Annotated in this window: 9 protein-coding genes and 8 pseudogenes; 9 read left to right on the forward strand and 8 right to left on the reverse strand. The window is 58.2% G+C overall.

Going from position 1 to position 18,120, the window contains the following annotated elements:
* Positions 1-45 precede the first annotated feature (45 nt).
* A pseudogene (locus WM40_RS31645) lies at positions 46-305 on the forward strand (aldehyde dehydrogenase family protein); the annotation flags it as partial.
* 268 nt (positions 306-573) lie between these two features.
* On the opposite strand, the pseudogene WM40_RS20020 reads toward WM40_RS31645, so the two are convergent.
* Positions 574-1,156 (reverse strand): annotated as a pseudogene (locus tag WM40_RS20020) (transposase); the annotation flags it as partial.
* A 371-nt stretch (positions 1,157-1,527) separates the two neighbouring features.
* A complete protein-coding gene (locus tag WM40_RS20025; protein WP_051504687.1) occupies positions 1,528-1,869 on the reverse strand; it encodes a hypothetical protein in 342 nt (113 codons plus the stop codon).
* Between the two features lie 24 nt (positions 1,870-1,893).
* On the opposite strand from WM40_RS20025, the pseudogene WM40_RS28940 reads away from it, so the two are divergent.
* A pseudogene (locus WM40_RS28940) lies at positions 1,894-1,995 on the forward strand (DDE-type integrase/transposase/recombinase); the annotation flags it as partial.
* A 513-nt stretch (positions 1,996-2,508) separates the two neighbouring features.
* Here WM40_RS28940 and WM40_RS30685 read toward each other — a convergent pair.
* Positions 2,509-2,694, reverse strand: coding sequence for a hypothetical protein (locus tag WM40_RS30685; RefSeq protein WP_024905776.1), 186 nt, complete (start codon positions 2,692-2,694; stop codon positions 2,509-2,511).
* 140 nt (positions 2,695-2,834) lie between these two features.
* Between WM40_RS30685 and xopAD the strand changes: the two genes are divergently transcribed.
* Together xopAD and WM40_RS20040 are read left to right on the forward strand one after the other, a co-directional pair.
* Positions 2,835-9,956, forward strand: coding sequence for a XopAD/skwp family type III secretion system effector (xopAD, locus tag WM40_RS20035; RefSeq protein ID WP_046153770.1), 7,122 nt, complete (start codon positions 2,835-2,837; stop codon positions 9,954-9,956).
* A gap of 369 nt (positions 9,957-10,325) precedes the next feature.
* Positions 10,326-10,772, forward strand: coding sequence for a GNAT family N-acetyltransferase (locus tag WM40_RS20040; RefSeq protein WP_046153771.1), 447 nt, complete (start codon positions 10,326-10,328; stop codon positions 10,770-10,772).
* A gap of 262 nt (positions 10,773-11,034) precedes the next feature.
* On the opposite strand, the pseudogene WM40_RS32770 reads toward WM40_RS20040, so the two are convergent.
* Positions 11,035-11,156, reverse strand: a pseudogene (locus WM40_RS32770) (IS6 family transposase); the annotation flags it as partial.
* Between the two features lie 202 nt (positions 11,157-11,358).
* Between WM40_RS32770 and WM40_RS20050 the strand changes: the two are divergent.
* Complete coding sequence (locus tag WM40_RS20050; protein ID WP_157685868.1) at positions 11,359-12,339, forward strand: lipid-binding SYLF domain-containing protein; 981 nt, start codon at positions 11,359-11,361, stop codon at positions 12,337-12,339.
* A gap of 187 nt (positions 12,340-12,526) precedes the next feature.
* On the opposite strand, the pseudogene WM40_RS30280 reads toward WM40_RS20050, so the two are convergent.
* Positions 12,527-12,745 (reverse strand): annotated as a pseudogene (locus WM40_RS30280) (hypothetical protein); the annotation flags it as partial.
* Between the two features lie 165 nt (positions 12,746-12,910).
* Positions 12,911-14,455 (reverse strand): methyl-accepting chemotaxis protein, encoded by a 1,545-nt coding sequence (locus WM40_RS32345; RefSeq protein ID WP_046153773.1) that lies wholly within the window; start codon positions 14,453-14,455, stop codon positions 12,911-12,913.
* A gap of 317 nt (positions 14,456-14,772) precedes the next feature.
* Here WM40_RS32345 and WM40_RS32580 point away from each other — a divergent pair.
* Positions 14,773-15,062: pseudogene (locus WM40_RS32580) on the forward strand (hypothetical protein); the annotation flags it as partial.
* Between the two features lie 160 nt (positions 15,063-15,222).
* Here WM40_RS32580 and WM40_RS20065 read toward each other — a convergent pair.
* Together WM40_RS20065 and WM40_RS32135 are read right to left on the reverse strand one after the other, a co-directional pair.
* Complete coding sequence (locus WM40_RS20065) at positions 15,223-15,654, reverse strand: SDR family NAD(P)-dependent oxidoreductase (protein WP_269083102.1); 432 nt, start codon at positions 15,652-15,654, stop codon at positions 15,223-15,225.
* A gap of 13 nt (positions 15,655-15,667) precedes the next feature.
* Positions 15,668-15,892, reverse strand: coding sequence for an SDR family NAD(P)-dependent oxidoreductase (locus WM40_RS32135; RefSeq protein WP_269083103.1), 225 nt, complete (start codon positions 15,890-15,892; stop codon positions 15,668-15,670).
* A gap of 392 nt (positions 15,893-16,284) precedes the next feature.
* Here WM40_RS32135 and WM40_RS28945 point away from each other — a divergent pair, with 392 nt between their 5' ends.
* From WM40_RS28945 to WM40_RS28950, 3 genes and pseudogenes are all read left to right on the forward strand, one after another.
* Positions 16,285-16,692, forward strand: a complete 408-nt coding sequence (locus WM40_RS28945; RefSeq protein ID WP_082103025.1) for a LysR substrate-binding domain-containing protein — start codon at positions 16,285-16,287, stop codon at positions 16,690-16,692.
* 11 nt (positions 16,693-16,703) lie between these two features.
* Positions 16,704-17,780, forward strand: a pseudogene (locus WM40_RS20075) (IS256 family transposase); the annotation flags it as partial.
* Between the two features lie 59 nt (positions 17,781-17,839).
* A pseudogene (locus WM40_RS28950) lies at positions 17,840-18,010 on the forward strand (LysR substrate-binding domain-containing protein); the annotation flags it as partial.
* Positions 18,011-18,120: the final 110 nt, after the last annotated feature.

Below are 18,120 nucleotides of genomic sequence, written 5' to 3' on the forward strand. Positions count from 1 at the left end.
TCGTACGGCCCGGTCTATCGAGACCGGTGTCGCTGAAACGGGCACGACGCCGATCTGGATTCGGCGGTTGCAGGCATCGCGTTTAGCGCGGTTTTTTAATCAGGGCCGGATTCGGATGTCGACGCAGCGCGTGATCGTCGACTGCAAGATCGCGGATGCCTTGGTGGGGAAGCTTGCGGGAAAGGCGCGGACCTTAATAGCGACGGACTCTGCGGCTTCTGACTCTGTGCTCGGCATACTTGAAAGCAGCAGTTGTTGCGCAGCGCATCACGGCGTTGATCGAAAATGCGGGCGAGAAAGGCGCCATGTATAGTTGCGAGCACCGAAATCTGAAGAGTTCAACTATCAAGGACAGATCGACTAGTTTCCTAGAGCGCATTACAACGTCATAAAGGCGTTTGCGAAACGACTCGTCGGCGCTTACCTGGTCCAATCCGTTACCAACGTCGTGCTTAACAATCGCACCGCGGATTTCCATCAAAACATGCATGTCTGCCTTTGCCGAACGATACTCTTCATTTTGCGCCCTCATCGTCTCAATGACTGCTCGACCTTATCTTGCAATCAAGTCGTCTTCGCTTTGAGTTCGGCGGGTTGCGTACGCTCGGCAGTCTCGAGCGCGTTCAGATACCGTCGGATGCTCTCCTCGATCTGATTCTGGCGCTTGTCGACCTTTTCCTCTGTAAAGTTGCGATCCCGAGTATTAATGGCCTTGAACTCGCTACCGTTAAAAGCGATTAGCGCTTGTGCAAACAGCTTCAGCTCCCGGCAAGGCATCACGAAGCGGCGACACACGTTGCGAATGCCGACTCCGTTGTCACGATGAAGGTCCGCTATGGTTTTGAAGTCCGACGCCAGTCGGCCCGTAAGCCACATCAACGCTACATTGCGTTGGCATTCACGTTTCAGGCGACGGCGCGATCGAACCCGGTTCAGGTAGCCGTAGATACGGATACTCAGAAGCACCGCTGGATGATAGGAGAGGGCGTCCTGTAGTTGACGGCATTGCGCCATCAAAGCCTAGCGATGCCAGGTTAATCTCTTCTACAAACGCCTGGATAATCCTGACCGGGTCGTCCTCCGCGACGAAGTCATCAAGGCACTCTGGAAGCAGAGTCACCTGTTTGCGATCTTCATTTTCTATGAATCGCTTCATCCCTTCACCTCACCAAGACGCGTTCATTCAATTTAGGCGATAAACGTGTTCTTACGCGGCCTGGCCCCGTTGGAGACATTCGACGCGCTCCAAAGCGGACAGCCGTTATCGGTAACGCCGACTCAACTTTCAGCACCTAACGGGCAGAAGCAGTGTCGCGAGTACCAATAACACCGCAACCGATGCGAAGAGAACAAACAGGTCGTTACCAGGAAGAAAAATAGCAATATCCGACACGACGGGTGCTATCCCACAACGGTGGAAAATTTGCCAATGGGAACTTGGTCATTGGTCTCTTTGATTGCGGGGAATCGACTCGCCGTTTCCTTGCCAGCCAATTACTTCGGGCGGAGTGCAGCGAAACCGTTCACTCATAACGCAGGATCCATGACGCTATATCGCCGCTCGGGGGAGGAAAGGGCAAATAATCTTCCGTTCTTGTCAACGACTGCCGCAACATTATCGGCCACCTGAAAACACTGCCCGCCAAGAAGTCCCCGATAGCTGGTGCCGTCGATTTCAATTCCTACAGGTAGTTTCGCGGCAATGATCTTGCCGTTTTTACCAACGGTCACCGATGCGTTATTTGACACATAGGTTTTGTTGTCGAGGGTATTGCCAAGGGAGCAAGTGGATGTCTGGTCGTCCTTTGCAGCTCTTGCCCTGAGCTTTGCAAGTTCAACGCCTTCGGTCGCTTGCTGAAGAACGAGCATGTTGACCGCATTGACCTGGTGGGCGGAAGCTGGAGAATGCACGAGACCGACGTTCGAATCCGGGGGGAGTGGCGATATTTCTACCGGGCTGTCGACAAAGCCGGTAACACGGTTGATCTTCTGCTACGAGTCCCGTCGGAGACGGTGGCTTGGCCTGCTCACTGTTAGCAAATCAACGCGGCCGATTCAGGAAATTTCGCCATAAGAATAATTATTTCGTTCGCGACAATTGAATAAATGTTTGTCTGGCACATCATTGCATGACCGCCCCAAACAGGGAGGTTGTTTGTTGTTTTGGAAGCAACGGATACTTCCGCCGTCTGTCCGCGCGGTCAGCGGCCCTGGACGCTCAGGACCGATGTCCTACCCGTTTTGCGGCAACCATGACGTTCTTGGCATGCCTCGCGCATGCCGCGATACATGAGCAATGCGGTTCAACAAAACGACGGGAATACGAAACATGAGCCGAGTGAAGCGGAACAATCACAACGAATGGGCAGACCCGCCCCCCAGATCATATCTCTCCGCGCAGATCGAGTATGACGTATTGATATTTTCGGGAAACTAATGAAAAAATGGGTCATATACAGGCCGGCACAATCTGCAGCGCCGCAGGGTCAATGAGCGCGTCACGGGCCTTTACGGCGGTGCCAGACGTGGCGCGGTCACCGCAGCCAACTGCGGTGCTCCCCCGACGTTCGGCGTATCGACTTCGCATGTCGTTCGAACCATGATGAAGCGCCCTTGAAACCGGACAGCCATCTTGTCTGTGGGAACCCCTTCAGGCTTGCAAGACAGGTTTTTCGAATCGGATTTTTTAGCCATTATCAATCGCCGGTGCGCGCATTCATCGCCGGATAATCTGTGCGCCGGGTACCGCGCCAGGACCCGTCACGCCTGCGAACCATCAAATCATCTTCTTTAGCGATGAGCGCCGCGCTCTACCACACCAACGTCAGTCAATCATGAGATCTGATCCTAACTACCGCCCGGTGCCGCCTGCTCACGTCGTAATTGCCGGGACGAGCGACGCCACGAGTTCGTCCAGACCGCAAGGACGTCGTGAATCGCGGCCCCGGAATCTGCCCCGGCCCGCGAATATGCTGGCTGGCCTCGTGCAGGGGGACCGGAGATCGTCATCGACGTCAACTTCGACGTCGACTATGGACCAGGCACTGTCGAATGCACTGAACTACCCGGAACATAACCTCAGTCGCGAAGCGGCGGCTCGGCTAGACACCCAGCGCCGTCAACAGCAGCACGAACTGTGGCGCAAGAGCGGTGTCGGCTTTCCCGTGCGCTGCATCGACATGGCCCGCGACAACATTCTGGCCGAACGCAACGGGCACGGTCGTGCGCTGGCATTTCTGATGCCGAGCGGCGACGCTGAAACGAATCTTGATCTACTGGGATTCTACTTGGCAAAGCTGGGCGAAGCTGGGCGCGAACGGATCACTCCGGCCTTGCGCGGCGAGATTTGCGCCTGTGCGGATCTCGTGGCGCAGTACCTTGTGCATACGTCGTTATTCGACGGGGCTTTCGCTGGCGCTTACTCACGTCTGGCGAATAAGCTGAGCAAATATCCGGATCGCCGCGCGTGCATGGACGCCCTCACGTGGATTGCCCGGCAGGTCCTGCTTGAGCGCAACCTGCATCGGTTGAGTGACAGGGAGGCCACGACGCTCGTGGGCGCGCTCGCCAAGAACACGCGAAGCGAATCTTGTCGGGATGCCATCCTGTGCCTGACCGGCCGCCTGGTCGAAAACCGCTCGACGCTCGGGCGCCTGAACGCCATCCAGGTTCCCATGCTGTTGAACGCGCTAAGCAAGTGGCCGACCCACGACGACGCGAAATACTTCGCATTGCAACTGGCCGATTTCCTAGCGGCGACACCGAAGCTGCGACTGGCGTTCGATGGTCAAGGCGTCGCCAACGTGCTCAATGCGCTAAGCAAATGGCCGGGAGAGGCCCGGGCGGAGCAGCCAGCGCTGCAATTGGCGGGACGGTTGGTCGAACAGCCCGATCTGCGGCTTTCGATGCGTGCGCAGGAGGTGCACAATTCGCTGAACGCGTTGAGCAAGTGGTCACACCGCGAAGCCGCCAGCCAGGCGATGCTGCTGCTGGCCGCCCGTCTGAAGAACGAACCCCAATTGCGCCGGCAGCTCGACGCGCAGGGTGTGGCCAACGCGCTGAATGCGCTGAGCAAATTGCCGGAGGAGAGCTTGGCGAAACAGGCCGCCCTGCTGCTCGCCGAGCGGCTCGTCGCCGAGCCCCGGCTGCTGCACGCGCTAGAGGCACAGGGCGTCGCGAATGTACTGAACGCGCTGAGCAAGTGGTGCGGGGAAAAGCCCGCGACCGAGGCGGCTCATCTTCTGACGGAGCGCCTTGCCGTGGAGCCGCATCTGCGTCGGGCACTTAAAGCGCAGGAATTCACCAGCACGCTGAATGCTCTGAGCAAGTGGCCGCACGAGGAGGCGATGAAGCAAGCCGCGCTGCTGCTTGCTTCGCGCCTCTTGATGGAACCTGAGCTGTTGCCTGCGTTGGGACAGCAACAAATTGCCAACGCGCTGAACGCGCTGCGCAAGTGGCCGGACGCGGAGGGAGCCAGACGGACCGCGCTGGTGCTGGCCGCGCGCCTCGAGACAGTGCCGCAACTGCGCGCCCAACTGGGTCAGCAGGAACTTGTCAACTGCGTCGACGCCCTGGCCCAATGGCCCGACGACGCACAGATTGGCCGGACAGCGTTGCTGCTGTCCACGCGCCTCATCGTCGAGCCCAGTCTGCTGCCATCGCTGAACGCGCAAGGCGTTGCCACGCTACTCCATGCGTTGCGCAAGTGGCCCCAGCAGGACACGGCGAAGCAGGTCGCCATGCGGCTGGCGACCCGTGTGGCACGGGAGGGCGAGCTGATAGCGGCCATGGACATGCAACAAGCCATTAACGCGCTGAGTGCGTTGAGCCGGTGGCCCGATGAAGCACAAGCCGGACACGCCGCGCGTGCGATTGCCGCGCACCTGATGGCGGAACCGGCCGGCAAGGCGAGGGCGCTGAACGCTCGGCATACGTCCAGTACGCTTTTCTACCTGAGCAAGTGGTCCGATGAGAACTGGACCGCGCAGCTCGCGCTCGCGCTGGCCGAGCGTATCGCCACAGAACCGCTATTGCTGGAAGCTGGGGATGTGCAAGCAGTGAGCAACGCCCTGAGCGCACTCTCCAAATGGCCGGGTGACGACCGGGCAAAGCAGGCGACCCGCGAACTCGCCGGCCGGCTGGCCACGGATACCGCACTGCAGATGACCTACGACCCGCAAAGCTTGGCGAGTACACTGAATACGCTGACGAAGTGGCAAAGCGAGCCGGAGGCCATGCAGGCCTTCTGGCGACTCTCCACCCTGCCGGGGCGGGGCAACCTCCCATGGCGCGCTTTCAACATGGCGGACATGGCCCAGATCAGCAACGCGTTCGCGCGCGTGGTCGGGAATGAAGGCGAGGATTTCGAGCGGGCGCGGGCGGGCCTCGCGGGCCTTGCCGTCCATCTCGAATTGCATCCAGAGTGTTTCGAAGGCACGGGATCAGGCCATATCGGCATTCTGTTCAAGGCGTTTGCCCGCCTGAGAATGCTGCGCGAACTGCGCCCGCTGGCTAGTCCGGCACTGCATCGGGTTACGGCACTGTGCCGCGAGACGCGACTGCGCGACGAGCCACTCGAAACCGTCGGCAACCTGTGTCTCGGGCTGCTACCGCTCGCCCGCAGCCCCGAACTCGTCCGGCATCGCGTCCCGGCATTGAAGGCTTTCGAAGCCTTGCAGCCCATTGTTGCACGCAAAATTGACGGCTATATGCGGCATGGCACGTCGGCGCCGGGCTCGGCCCTGCTCGCGACGGATGGGCGGCGGGAAGCCTGCGGCACGCGCTGCCCTGCGCTGACGTTCTACCAGATCCTGAAGGCGTACGCGCTGGTCGCCCGGCAGTGGAAGCCCCGCTATATCCAGGGCAACCGTCAGGTGGTGCTGGACCGGCAAGGCACACTCAAGCAATGGGTCGACACCACGCTCGCTCGCACGCGCGACGTGATAGAAACAGACCTACAGGAGATGAGCTGGAACCTCATCGCCCAGATCGAGGCGGGCGACGACGTCCTGAGCGCGCTGGACCTGCGCATCGGCAAGGAACTGAAGACCATCACGCAGCGCCACCCGCCCACCAGCTTCGATCTGGCCAGTACGCATGCACACATGCGTACCGTGCCGGGGCAAGTCCGCCCTGTGACGGAAGGCATCGGCGCTACCCGTCATGTCACGGTCGATCTGCGCGGCCGCGAACTCAAGGTTGACGAAGGTGACCAGCCGCCCTATTCGTTTTTTGCGCGCCTGACTGGCATGCCGCTTGTGGAAGTGCAGCTACCGGGCACGCTGAGCGCCTTCATGCTGGCGCGCACCTTTCAGTACCAGGGCGAACCCTGGCGCTTCGACCTGTTCGGCGGCAGTCGGTTTACGCGCGGGCGCATGCGGCAAGTGAAGAACATCCTGGCGGGCCATCAACCGCCTGCCTCCGTGCTACCGGCCCTGCGGTATGCCGATAGCGCGCCCGGCAGCGCGTTCATGACGCTGACGCAAAAGCTGGCGCCGCAGCGGGAGGACTGGTCCCGGATGCAACGCGCGCTACTGGAAATGGTGCCTCCCGATAATGTGGTTGAGGGGACCTTGCGCGTGGGCTGGTTCGCGGATGTGAAAGTGCCCGGCGAGCAGCATCCGTTCAAACTCAAGGGACCCGACGGCACGCGCATAGCGCTGTGCCCGGACGATGGCTGCGGCTTCATGAAATGGGAGGTGGCCCTCCGCATTCCCGCAGTGCGCCAGCACATCGAGGCCTGGCAAGCCGTGAAGGAGCGGCGCGCCACGCCCGCGCAGCGGGAACTCGTCGCCGATCACGCGCTGGGGTTCAACGCGATGCCGCCGCAGGCACTGATGCATTTTCCACGCGACGAAGCGGTCCTCGCGGAAGCACACGACGCGATGCAGCGCAAGCTGGACAAGCTGCGCGAGCAGTGCCAGGTGCCCGGCACCGCGGGCACGCAGGCGACCGCGCTCTCGCCCGATGCGGTAGACCTTCTCGCGCTGTACCAGATGACCATCAGCGGCGGCTATGAGGGTCGGCGCATCCGCGCCGTGCCGTCGGCCGACGACAAACTGTATCTGCCCACCATTCCGATGGTGGGCTTCGAGCACCCGGAAGGAGACCTGCTCGTCGGCAAACCGCCTTACGACAAGGAGAACCTGTTGCCTATCCCGGCGGCGCGCACAGGCACGCCCGCCAAGGGCGATGCCACTGCCGGTTTCCTCGACGCGTGCTTCGCCATCCAGTACAGCTATACCGGTTTCGACGACGATTCCGGAAAAGCCGAGGACATGTTGCACAGCAAAGGCATGCTGATCATTCCACCGCCCGGATACTGGTCGTCCGCGCACGACGGCATGGATCTCGTCTGCTCGAGAGAAGACCTCAAGGTGTTGTCGCGCTGGACGAAGCGGCGCGACCGTGTTGCGCTACCGGACGCGATGCTCAGCACCGGCAGTCTACGCGTCAAGGACATTCTGATGCCGGGGCGCCTCGGCGCACTGCCGATCCCCGAACTGCGCAAGCGCAACATGGATACGGACGGTGACGACGCATTTGTCTACGCTGGCTATCCCAAGCTGGCCGTGCATATCCGTCAGGTGATGGAAGAACGCAGCGCCCGGCGCAAGACCGAGCAATCCTTCAAGCCGCCGAAGACCGCGAGCCCGGCGTTCGACGAACAGGGGCAATACCAGGCCGGACGCGCCCACGAAATCCTCGCGGTGCAGCGTGGCGGCCAACTCATCGGAGACGCCAGCAACGCCGCCACACGCTTCCTGTCGCAGCCGGACGAGTTGCGCGAGGCGATGGCCCGGGACATGATGTTCGGCACCTACGACGGGGTTGACCGGCAATTGCGCAACGGCCTGCGAGCCCGCCTCCGCGGCGATGGCGATGCCCCCGCGCAACAGGACCTCCAGCGCCAGGCGCACAAGGCCATCGGCCGCGCACACATGCCACTCGCCCGCGAGGTCGCGGTGCTGCTGCATACGCTGACCACGCAGCTCGGTACCGCCGGCGCGCGAGCGATGCAGCCCGCGCCATCAGTCTCCGCGGACCTGGCGCAACGATTCAGCGCGCTCGCGGACGCCTGGGCCGCGGCGACGGACACGCCGTCGCGCATTCACGCGATTCTGGATCACTATCCGGTGTGCCGCCTGTCGCACGAGCAGTTCCCCAACGGACAGCCCGGCTACGTGGACGACGAGCCGGAACTCACGATCCGCAACCTCTTCACCCTCGCCGTGAAGGTCGGCACCGATGCGTTGAAATCGGACACCGGCACCGACCTCTTCTCGACCCTCATGGAGCAATGCGGTGTCATCGAACGGACCTACCCCGACCGGGTACGGCAGGTGCCGCACACCAAGCGGACCGCGCATGAGTTTCGCGACAGTCGCTTCGATCCACAGCGCGCCGTGGTGGCGCTGAAGCGCATTCCCACGCTCGCAGCAGGCGTCATGGAGGATGCGGTGGGAACGCTTCAACAGGCGGGCTTACTGGCTTCACCGCCTACGCCGGCCGAACGGGTACAAGCGGCCTTGCCCGGACAGATCGACCGCGTGGCCGCGACCTTCCACGATCGCGCACGCGCGGCCAACGCGCGGGTCACGCCGCTGCTGCAAGCCAACCTGCGCGCGTGGGCCGGCCCCGACGCAGGGGCGGTGCGCCTCGCCGGACTCGAGCATGCCGTCAAATCGACGGGTTCGCTGCGGGAAAAGCTGATGTATCTGACTGCCGGAAAACAGCTAGGTATTTCGGACGCCGCCGCAGAGGTGAACGATGCCTTGCGCTACAGCATCGTGCTGCCACCCCAGATATTCGCAGCGGCATGCCGCCGGATTCTCGCGGGCCTCGATTCGCATGGACATGCGATGACCATGCGCACCAATCACTTCAACCATCGGGCCAGCGCGTTCCGGGCATTGAGCGTGACCCTGCAGGACCCGCACGACGGCCTGCTCTGGGAAGTCCAGTTCCACACGGAGCAAACCCTCGTGCTGAAAGAGCGCTATCACGATCTGTACAAACAGGCGCAACAGGCGAGACACCAGGGCGCTACGCCTGATGCAGTGCGTACCTTGCTCCAGCCAGCGTGGCGGGATTTCCATGCCGTGCCCATGCCGGCCGGATGCGACGAGATTGACGACTGGCAGCAGCCGGTCGAGACGGCACGGTCGGCACGCCCGCCCAGTGCCGATGATGGACACGGCGCGCAGCGTACGGTTGCGGCCTATCTGCAGCCGCTTGCCCGCCGCCTCAGCCTGCAGGCCCGTCGCATCGAAACACTAGTATCGCCTAAGCTACAAACAGTGCTGCAAAGCAGCGGCGGAAAGCTGCGCGAAGACAGCCCAGGCAACTGGCGCAATTTCCTCTTCAAAAAAGAGCGCTCCATCGCCCGCAAGATTGCGTTGTACCAGCGTGTCGAGCAGTTAGCACCAGAGCCGGCAGCGGCACGTGTGCGGGACAGTCTGCGCTACGAAGTCGTCCTGCCTGCCGAAGGTTTTGGCAAGACGGTCAGCACAATTCTCAAGATGCTCGAAAAGCAAGGCCCGAGAGCGATGCGCATGAAAAATGCTTTCATGCAGCCCGACGCGACTTACGCCGGCTTGAACGTCAACCTGCGTCTGACCAGCGGCAATTTGCCGGGGGACTTCGAAATCCAGTTCCATACGGCCCAGAGCCTCAGCACCAAGCTCAGGGGGCATAAGGACTACGAAAAGCTGCGTGAGTTGCCGCTTGCTAACACACACGACGAGTATGACGAAGCAAGCGCCGATTTCGACGCGGAGCGCGAGCGGCTACTGAACAAGATGCGCGAGGCGGCTGCGCGTGTCGCGCGCCCGCAGGGCATCGAGATGCTCGTTTCCTTCGACCACTATCCGGAAGCGCAGCCATCCGGTAACGGCAAGCGTACAGGCTCGGGTGCGAATAGGCCGCGTGAATCGGGTAAAGTCCAGGCAGCGTGAGTTGCTGTACGTGAAAAAGAGACATGATTATTCTCGACGATCTTACCTATTTGCACCAGAGCCGGAATTACTTCGTCCAGGGTTTCGCCATTTCGCACGCGCGTCTTGCCACAGCGTGCACTTCATTCAGCATCAGCAATTAGAGCGGTCAAGCAGTTGAGAAACAACTGCGCGCCGCACGAATCTGACTGATTTTTTTTAGATCGACGCCAATACAAACAATTTCGTCCATAACGTCCTTCGGATGCACGATAGCGGGATGCCCGCCATGATGCAAAGAGTGGCGTCAGCACGGCGCGAGACTTTTATTTCCATTTCAGTTGCCAGATTGACGAGTAAATGTAATCTTTTGAATCTAGAGGCAGATCGATGCAGTCATATCCAAATTCTGAATACGGCGCGGTGTTACCCGAGCACCTGCGGTCAAGGCTTCCTGCGTTCGAAACGGAACGCTTCAAAGTCTTACCACTAAACCCAGGGCAAGCGCGCCTAATCGTTGAGGAACTGCTGCAGGATACACGCCTCGCTGAATATGTTACCTGGATGACGGACAAATCGCGCGACGGTGCGCATCGAGAGGCTTTCTTACTCCAAATGCAATGTGCGGCCCTTACAGTACTGGCATGGGGTATTGTCGAACGCGATAGCGACAAGTTCATTGGTGCTTTGCTTGCAAGGCCCACAGTTGGCGGTCTCGACTTGGAGGTTCTTTGTGAACCGTCAATGTGGGAACAGAATGTTACCGAGGAGGTTGCATATCTCGTGGCCGAGTGGTTAGAGGATCACTGTGAAGTCGAGTCTGTAAAACCGAACTGATCTTATATCTTCGAAAATTTTGTTGTGCAGGTCAGTGCGTTTAGCAACCGAATGCGCGCCGCCACGACATTTTTGCACAATGCATTTTCTCGTCGTCTTCACGGTGGCGAGCGAAGACCGGAAACATGTGATTTTCACTGCTTGCTTTCAAAAGTCAGGCGGATGTAAGCCTGCGAGCGTTGACTGCTGCCATGAGGCGAGCGAGGAGTTGGAGTCGGTGCGCCGCGGCGTCAGGCCTTTCTCACTTGCGCGAAAAACGCTATCGAATCGGACCGAAGGTGGTGAGGAAGCGCTGAGCACATCTCCGATCGCTGAAGCCGCGCATGCCGCGCTCCCGTTCTCGCGCGGTTGATGGCTGTTTTTGGCGCGGTTATTTGCGCGTGCGCGAGAGCCAGTAAGGCTCACCATTCAAGCGCTTGAAAATCTCGTCTATATACCAGGTCGTCACGATGCATCGGATGACTTTTATCCGACCTATGCTACGTTCGAGGAGCAGTTCGTCGATATGGCGAAAAGCTTAGCAAGAAGCGGCAATACTAGCGCACGGTAAGTTGATGACAATACGCAAAAACTGTTTGGGCATAGCATGAAAATCTTTGGCTTTTCTACTATAGGCGATCATCCAGAAACGTTCGATACGAACGAAAAGGCGCCCCGTCGCCGTTCGTCGCAAGCTGCGAGCGGACCGTTCGCAGCGTTGAAGCCTAGGCCAAAAAAGCGAGTAAAACCTGCCGGATATCAAGAACCGGTTGATTTTGCTGCTGGCGCTGAATCGAAACTGCGATCTCCACGCCAGCTTTCAGCAATGGAGCAAGTTCGCCAACCCGTGGAGGATCAAAAGTCACTTTTAGCAGCGTTCGGCACAGCCGCGCAACAGAATGCGTCGAGCGCCAAAGACATCGATGACGCTAACGAAGCTGCCCTGCAAGAAGCCATTGCGCGCAGTCTTCAGGAAAAAGCTTTTGGCATACTGGTCCAGCCGGAACTTGAGGTCATTCAACGCGGCGCAATCGATACAAAAAATCACGCGTCCAACGTCCTGGCAAATCATTCGACGGTGCACAGAGAGCCGTTTGACGTATCCGATGACCAGCGGGCAGAGCAAATGTTGGCGTTTGCCGAACCCAATAGCGCTTTCAAGACTTACCTGGAAAGACAAAACCTGAAGGTGATCGCCAATCCGGGAAAGGGGAACAACTGCGCGATCTATGCGTTAGTACAACAAATCAGGCCAGATTTGAACCCCGAAAGCCTTGATCGGGAAGTTCGCCACCTGCGCGATCTATACGACACGGAACATCCATCCGACAAAAATAAGATGTTGTATCTCGATATCAGTAATGGCGGTGCAGCCAAGACGCTGATCAGGCTTGTAAACGAGCGATACCGCGCGAACATCCAGGTTGGTGTCGTCGAAGCAGGCATTGAGGCGGGATATCCGGTGACGCGCAAGAATCCTTTTTCTGCAAAGGGCGCCGGTAGCGCCTTCACGCATCGTCTCGTCGTCTGGGATCAGCAGGGCCACTACGAAGCTGTGACAGCCAAACCCGATCGTCTGTCCCGCTAACTATTTTGGCTATCCTGCAACTAGGCCGTAAGCGCACTGCGATACCATATTGACGCAGATGTTAAGCAGGCTTTTGCGGCCAGTTATGCGGTAAACAACCCGTCGATGTTGCATACAAGGTGCGAGGGCAAGCGCTGCAGGACGTCTTTGAGATAGGCGTTAGGATCATGCCGGTTGAAAACGCCAATACTCGGGCTTTGGCTGCAGGATAACTGCGAAGCTGATCCGTCACGATGCCGCCAGCGCCCGGGTGCCGTATCTATTCGTAGCTGGCGACCACGCCGCGCTCGCGCAACAATTCTTCGATACGGCGAAAACGCAACGAGAGCCGGAAATACCAGCGCACTACGAGGCTTATGAACGCCGGCAGGAAGCGATGGTCGTGATAAATAGACGAGGTTTTCACGCGTCAAGCTTACCCTACCGCTTCGACAACGTGACAATACCTTAGCCAGCGATACCGTACCGGTTGATGTTCAATCCTTAACTCAACGTACTGGGATAATAAGGGAGATTAAAAGATGTCACCGTCAATCGGTTATCCAACGAATAACGACGATCACTGACAAGATTACGTTTTAAAAACGCTTACTACTTCCACGAGCTGCTTTGCCTGTCCTTCCAGACTATTAGCTGCGGCAGCCATCTGGTCGACCAACGTCGCATTTTGGTGAGTTGCTCGGTCCATTTGAACCACTGCTTGCCCCACCTGTGAAACGCTTGAACTCTGTTCGTTGCTTGCAGTGCTAATCTCGCTCATGAGATGTGTGACGGTTTTAATGCTGCTCACGACTTCCTGCATTGTCGTCCCAGCTTCATCGACCAGCGCGGACCCTTGTTCAACACGGCTAACACTTACCGTGATGAGGGCTTTGATTTCACTGGCTGCTTCGGCTGAACGTTTTGCCAAAGAGCGCACCTCACCAGCCACCACTGCAAAGCCTCGCCCTTGCGGCCCGGCACGCGCCGCTTCTACGGCGGCATTTAATGAGAGGATATTGGTCTGAAACGCAATGCCGTCGATGAGGCTGATGATGTCTGAGATTTTCTTTGAGGATTCGTTGATTTCCTTCATGGCTTCCACCACTTTGGAAACGACCGCGCCTCCTTTTATGGCGATGCCGGATGCACTTTGTGAGAGTTGGCTGGCCTTTAATGCATTGTCTGCATTTTGCTTGACGGTTGACCCAAGCTCCTCCATTGAAGCGGCGGCCTCTTGTAGGGCGCTAGCCTGGTTCTCCGTGCGAGCCGATAAGTCTGCGTTGCCTTGCACGATCTCACTGCTCGCATTTGAAACGGATTCGGACCCCTGTCGCACTTGGGAGACTATCTGCAATAAGCTAGTCTGCATTGTCCCTAGTGAAGCCAGTACGCTACCAAGTGGAGCGGTGTCCGCTCCTCGTACTGGAATCAAGTTGCCGGTCGCACAGTTATGAGCCGCCTGCCGTAATTCGTCAGGCTCTGCGCCCAGCGACCGCACGAGATCACGGGTGATAAGCCAACCGGCGAATCCGCTGACCAAGGCGATCGCTAACGTCAATTCGATCATCGAATGAACGCCTGAAGCCGCTTTATCGGTCGATTGCTTGGATAGATTTTCGGACAGATCCATCTGCAATTGCAACGAGTCATCGACGGCCTTGAATAGAGGCATCTGACGATCACGCATCTCGCCAATCAATTGCTTGTTCGCGGCATCGATATCACCCTTATAGGCTAACGCTACCGTCTTATCCAAAGCATCATTGAATGGGCCAATCAGGTCGCTGACACTTCCTATTAAATCGCGGGCACTTTGAGGAGATATGGTGCCGATTAAAGAATCGATTATTTGCTTATTTAGATTCTTGATATTTTGCGCTTTTTTTAACTCGCCGTCGCGAAATGTTTGATCTCTGCTGATGAGAATATTGCGAACTTGATGCCCTTGCGCATTAAGGTTGTTTCGAAGTTGTTGGAGTTGACTTATTTTGATTAATCTGTCCGTTGCTACTTCATTCACGGCCACCGCCAGCGAATTCATTCGTAGCGCAGCGTAAGTTGCAAGTAATATGCTAAGGATTACACATAAACCAAATCCAAATGCGAGACGCGAAGATAATGTTGTGTTTTTCATTAGGCAATTCTTTTATTGTTTAGGAATATTTATAATAATTGCCAAACCTACGTTTTCACTTCAGATTCATCAAACATCATACCTTTTGCCCAAATCGCCACGTGAGAGGAGGCCCATTGTGTTGCACCGGACGTATCGTCCGATCGACTATGTGGATGGTAGTTCTGTTTAGCCTTGGAAGGTAGCTTTATTCAACCAAGTAAAGCGATATGTGGTGGACCAACCACGCCGGATCGAGTCGCTTTGGACATGCAGGCACTGCCACGTTAGCAAAGCGATCCGGTAAGCTAGGCAGATGAGATCCTCGTCCATTTATCGCGGCCGCCCGCGTGAATAACCGCGCAGAAAACAACCATCAACCGACCCGAGCGCGCAGGCGCCGCATGCGCGGCTTCAGGGATCGGCGACGCGCCCAGCGTTTCCTTTAGAGCTTCGGTCCGATTCGACAGCATTTTGCTCTGAACAGGCACCGGGTGGCGTGGCCGAACATCGCAGCCTGCTTACCGGTCGCTTCGAATCGCGGCGGCAGGTCACCTGCGACGGCCAAAATCCGTCCTCGTTTTGTGCCGCGGCAGCAACAACCGGTTTTTTAGACCACGCTCGGTAACGTGACCATGCCTCTGAACCATAGCTGCGAGGAGCATTTCACGCCCTTGCTCCTGGCGTTGGACGCAACGGACGTGGACGAACCGGTTTAGGTGATCGATGACCACGTCACGTATGGCGTGCCAGCCATGAAGTCGTATGTGATCAGTTAGTCTAAGGGGCTATACATTGTCGACTGCAAGCGAAATGGCCTTATCGGCCTCCAGCGACTGCAACCGTTCGGTCAGTCCCTTGCTGATCGATGAATAAGCCGTTCCTCCTAAAGCAAGTCTTAACGGTACTTCCTCCTTGTCGGCCATGTCGATCAATGTCTCGACAACTTGTTCAGCTCGGCTGAAATGCGCAAATGCGTCGTCGCGGATCGCGTGACGCACTTCGCCAGCAGCGGTGTTTTCATAGCTATCCATCGACACTGCGTGATCGAGACCTGCGCCGAATTGGGTCGTGGTGGGGCCGGGTTCGGCGATGAGAAAGTCGATGCCGAAAGGAGCCACTTCCTGGCTGACCGATTGTATAAATCCTTCAATGCCCCATTTCGTCGCATGATAAAGACTGAAATTGGGATAAGCGATCGGACCGCCTTCGGACGACACCTGGATGATACGTCTACCCCCCCCGCGCGCGCATACGCGGCAGTAGTGCGCGAATGACGTGGATTGAGCCGGTCAGATTGGTTGCAATTTGTAGGTCGATCTGTGCGTTGCTGACCTCTTCTCCCGCACCGAATGAGCCGTAGGTGGCGTTACTGACGGCCACATCGATGCGGCCGAAATGCGCGAATGCATCCGCAACGGCGGTTTTGATCTGTGCGGGTTCGGTAAGATCGAGCATTAGCACATACAACTGTTACCCATAACCCGCTTGCATATCGTCCAACGCGCCGGGTTGGCGCAGGGTGGCCGCAAGGCTATCGCCGAGCGCCAGCAAGCGTGCCACCATTTCGCGACCGAGACCCGTCGATGTGCCCGTAGTAAGCTAATCTTTGCGCATAGTTCCTTTCTCCTCGTGCGATGCAAACAATGATAGGCGCGAGCGGTTATTATGTTAATAATCATTAAATACACTGCATCAGTGAAAATATTTCAGCAGTGAAACGCCCGACACTCGACGATATGAACGCGCTGATGATAGTGGCTGAGCATCGCGGTTTCTGACGCGCCGCAGACCGGTTCGGTCTGCCGCCGTCGTCGCTGAGTCATACGATCAGAGGCCTGGAAGAAGCGTTGGGCACGCGGTTGTTGAATCGCACGACGCGGAGCGTGTCGCTGACGGAGGCGGGCAAGCAATTTATGGACAGCATCGTGCCATGGCTAATGCAGTTGCGTGGTGCCTCGGATGACTTCACGGGCGAAAAAGGGCGTTTGACGGGGACATTACGGATCAATGGCGACAAGTCTGCGTTTCGGTTGTTGCTTGCATCGGTCGTGCCGGCATTGCTAAGAAGGCATCCAGATGTTCAGCTTGATCTGGTAGCGGACGGCCGATTCGTCGATATCGTGGCGCAGGGTTTCGATGCCGGCATTCGTCTGGCGGAAGCGGTGCCGAAAGACATGATCGCCGTGCCGTTGAGCGTGGATACGCAATTCATCGCGGTTGCGGCGCCCAGATATCTTAAAAATAACGCGCCGTAGTACGCAATGGCTACCTGCCGCAGCGCGAAGTGTTGACGGGGGCTGGCCCGATTCCGGTGAAGGTGCCGAAGGTTCGTGATCGATCAGGATCGGGTGTGAAGTTCAATTCATCGATTGTGCCGCCGTATGTGAGGAAGTCGCCGCGCGTGAGTGCCGCGCTGCCGTGGCTGTATTTGAAGGGCATTTCGACAGGCGACATGAGCGAAGCGCTGGGCGTGCTGCTGGGCGAGGACGCCAAGGGACTGTCGGCGAACGTGGTAAGTCGCCTGAAGGCGCAATGGGCCGATGAGCATGCCAGTTGGAGCCGGCGTGATCTGTCGAAATCGCGCTACGTCTATTGGTGGGTCGACGGCCTTCATACCGGCCTGCGTAGTGAGAACTCGGACGGGCAGTGCCTGCTGGTGATCATCGGTGTGAGGCCGGATGGGCGTAAGGAGCGTGTGGCAATCGGTGACGGGTATCGCGAGTCGAAGGCGTCATGGCAGGAGCTGCTGCTCGACTGAAGGGGCGTGGCCAGCAGGCCGGCCCACTACTGGCCGTCGGCGAGCGCGATGGGTTTCTGGGCTGCACTGGAAGAGGTGTTCCCTGCGACGCGATGCCAGCGCTGCTGGTTCCACAAGATGGGCAACGTGCTCAATGCGCTGCCGAAGTCGCTACAGGGGCGCGCAAAGGCAGACCTGCAGGCGATCTGGATGGCCGCAACGCGGGCCGACGCATACGCCGCGTTCGATCGTTTCGTGACGGTCTATGCGGCGAAATATCCGAAGGCGAGCGAAACGCTGAAGAAGGACCGGGAGAGCCTGCTGGCCTTTTACGAATTCCCGGCTGAGCACTGGCAGCATTTGCGCACGACGAATGCGATTGAGTCGACGTTCGCGACCGTGCGCCAACGGACTACTCGTACGCGCAACTGTGTATCGCGACCAACCTTCCTCGGTCTGGCATTCAAGCTGATCGAGGAAGCCGAGAAAACTTGGCGCCGCATCAACGGCCCTGAACAGATCAAGCTGTTGCTGGATGGCATTGCCTTCAGGGACGGCGAACCGGTGCAAGGCGATCAACCGGTTCAGCAGAAACTCGCCGCTTGAAATCACGCGCCTTTAGACTGCCCATACACCAGTCTTGACATTAGCTCGCCGGGCTTGGGCCCGCGTATGTGCCGGAAAGCTATGCGCAGGCTGCGCTGAGCGATGGCGCCTTAGTGACGGTTTTGGCGGACTGGTGTCCGCGCATACCGGGTTTGTGCCTCTATTTTCCGAGCAGCCGGCTAGTGCCGCCAAATTTGCGGGCGTTCATCGACATCATCCGCGGAGAATAAGTCGGGATTATAGGCAATCAGCTGCCGTAAACGTTAAGCACACCTGGATCGAGTAGATGCCCGTATCGTAACCGGGATTGTCGGATTTTATCACCCGCTCCCACACTCTT

The organism is Robbsia andropogonis, assembly GCF_000970345.1.
Taxonomy (GTDB): Bacteria; Pseudomonadota; Gammaproteobacteria; order Burkholderiales; family Burkholderiaceae; genus Robbsia; species Robbsia andropogonis.

What these genes read in the sequence shown, in the direction of transcription:
- WM40_RS32135 (WP_269083103.1), bottom strand. Translation starts at nt 15,892, where the DNA reads ATGCTCGATCTTACCGAACCCGCACAGATCAAAACCGCCGTTGCGGAT.
- WM40_RS30685 (WP_024905776.1), bottom strand. Translation starts at nt 2,694, where the DNA reads ATGGCTAAAAAATCCGATTCGAAAAACCTGTCTTGCAAGCCTGAAGGG.
- WM40_RS20025 (WP_051504687.1), bottom strand. Translation starts at nt 1,869, where the DNA reads ATGCTCGTTCTTCAGCAAGCGACCGAAGGCGTTGAACTTGCAAAGCTC.
- WM40_RS20050 (WP_157685868.1), top strand. Translation starts at nt 11,359, where the DNA reads ATGAAAATCTTTGGCTTTTCTACTATAGGCGATCATCCAGAAACGTTC.
- xopAD (WP_046153770.1), top strand. Translation starts at nt 2,835, where the DNA reads ATGAGATCTGATCCTAACTACCGCCCGGTGCCGCCTGCTCACGTCGTA.
- WM40_RS32345 (WP_046153773.1), bottom strand. Translation starts at nt 14,455, where the DNA reads ATGAAAAACACAACATTATCTTCGCGTCTCGCATTTGGATTTGGTTTA.
- WM40_RS20040 (WP_046153771.1), top strand. Translation starts at nt 10,326, where the DNA reads ATGCAGTCATATCCAAATTCTGAATACGGCGCGGTGTTACCCGAGCAC.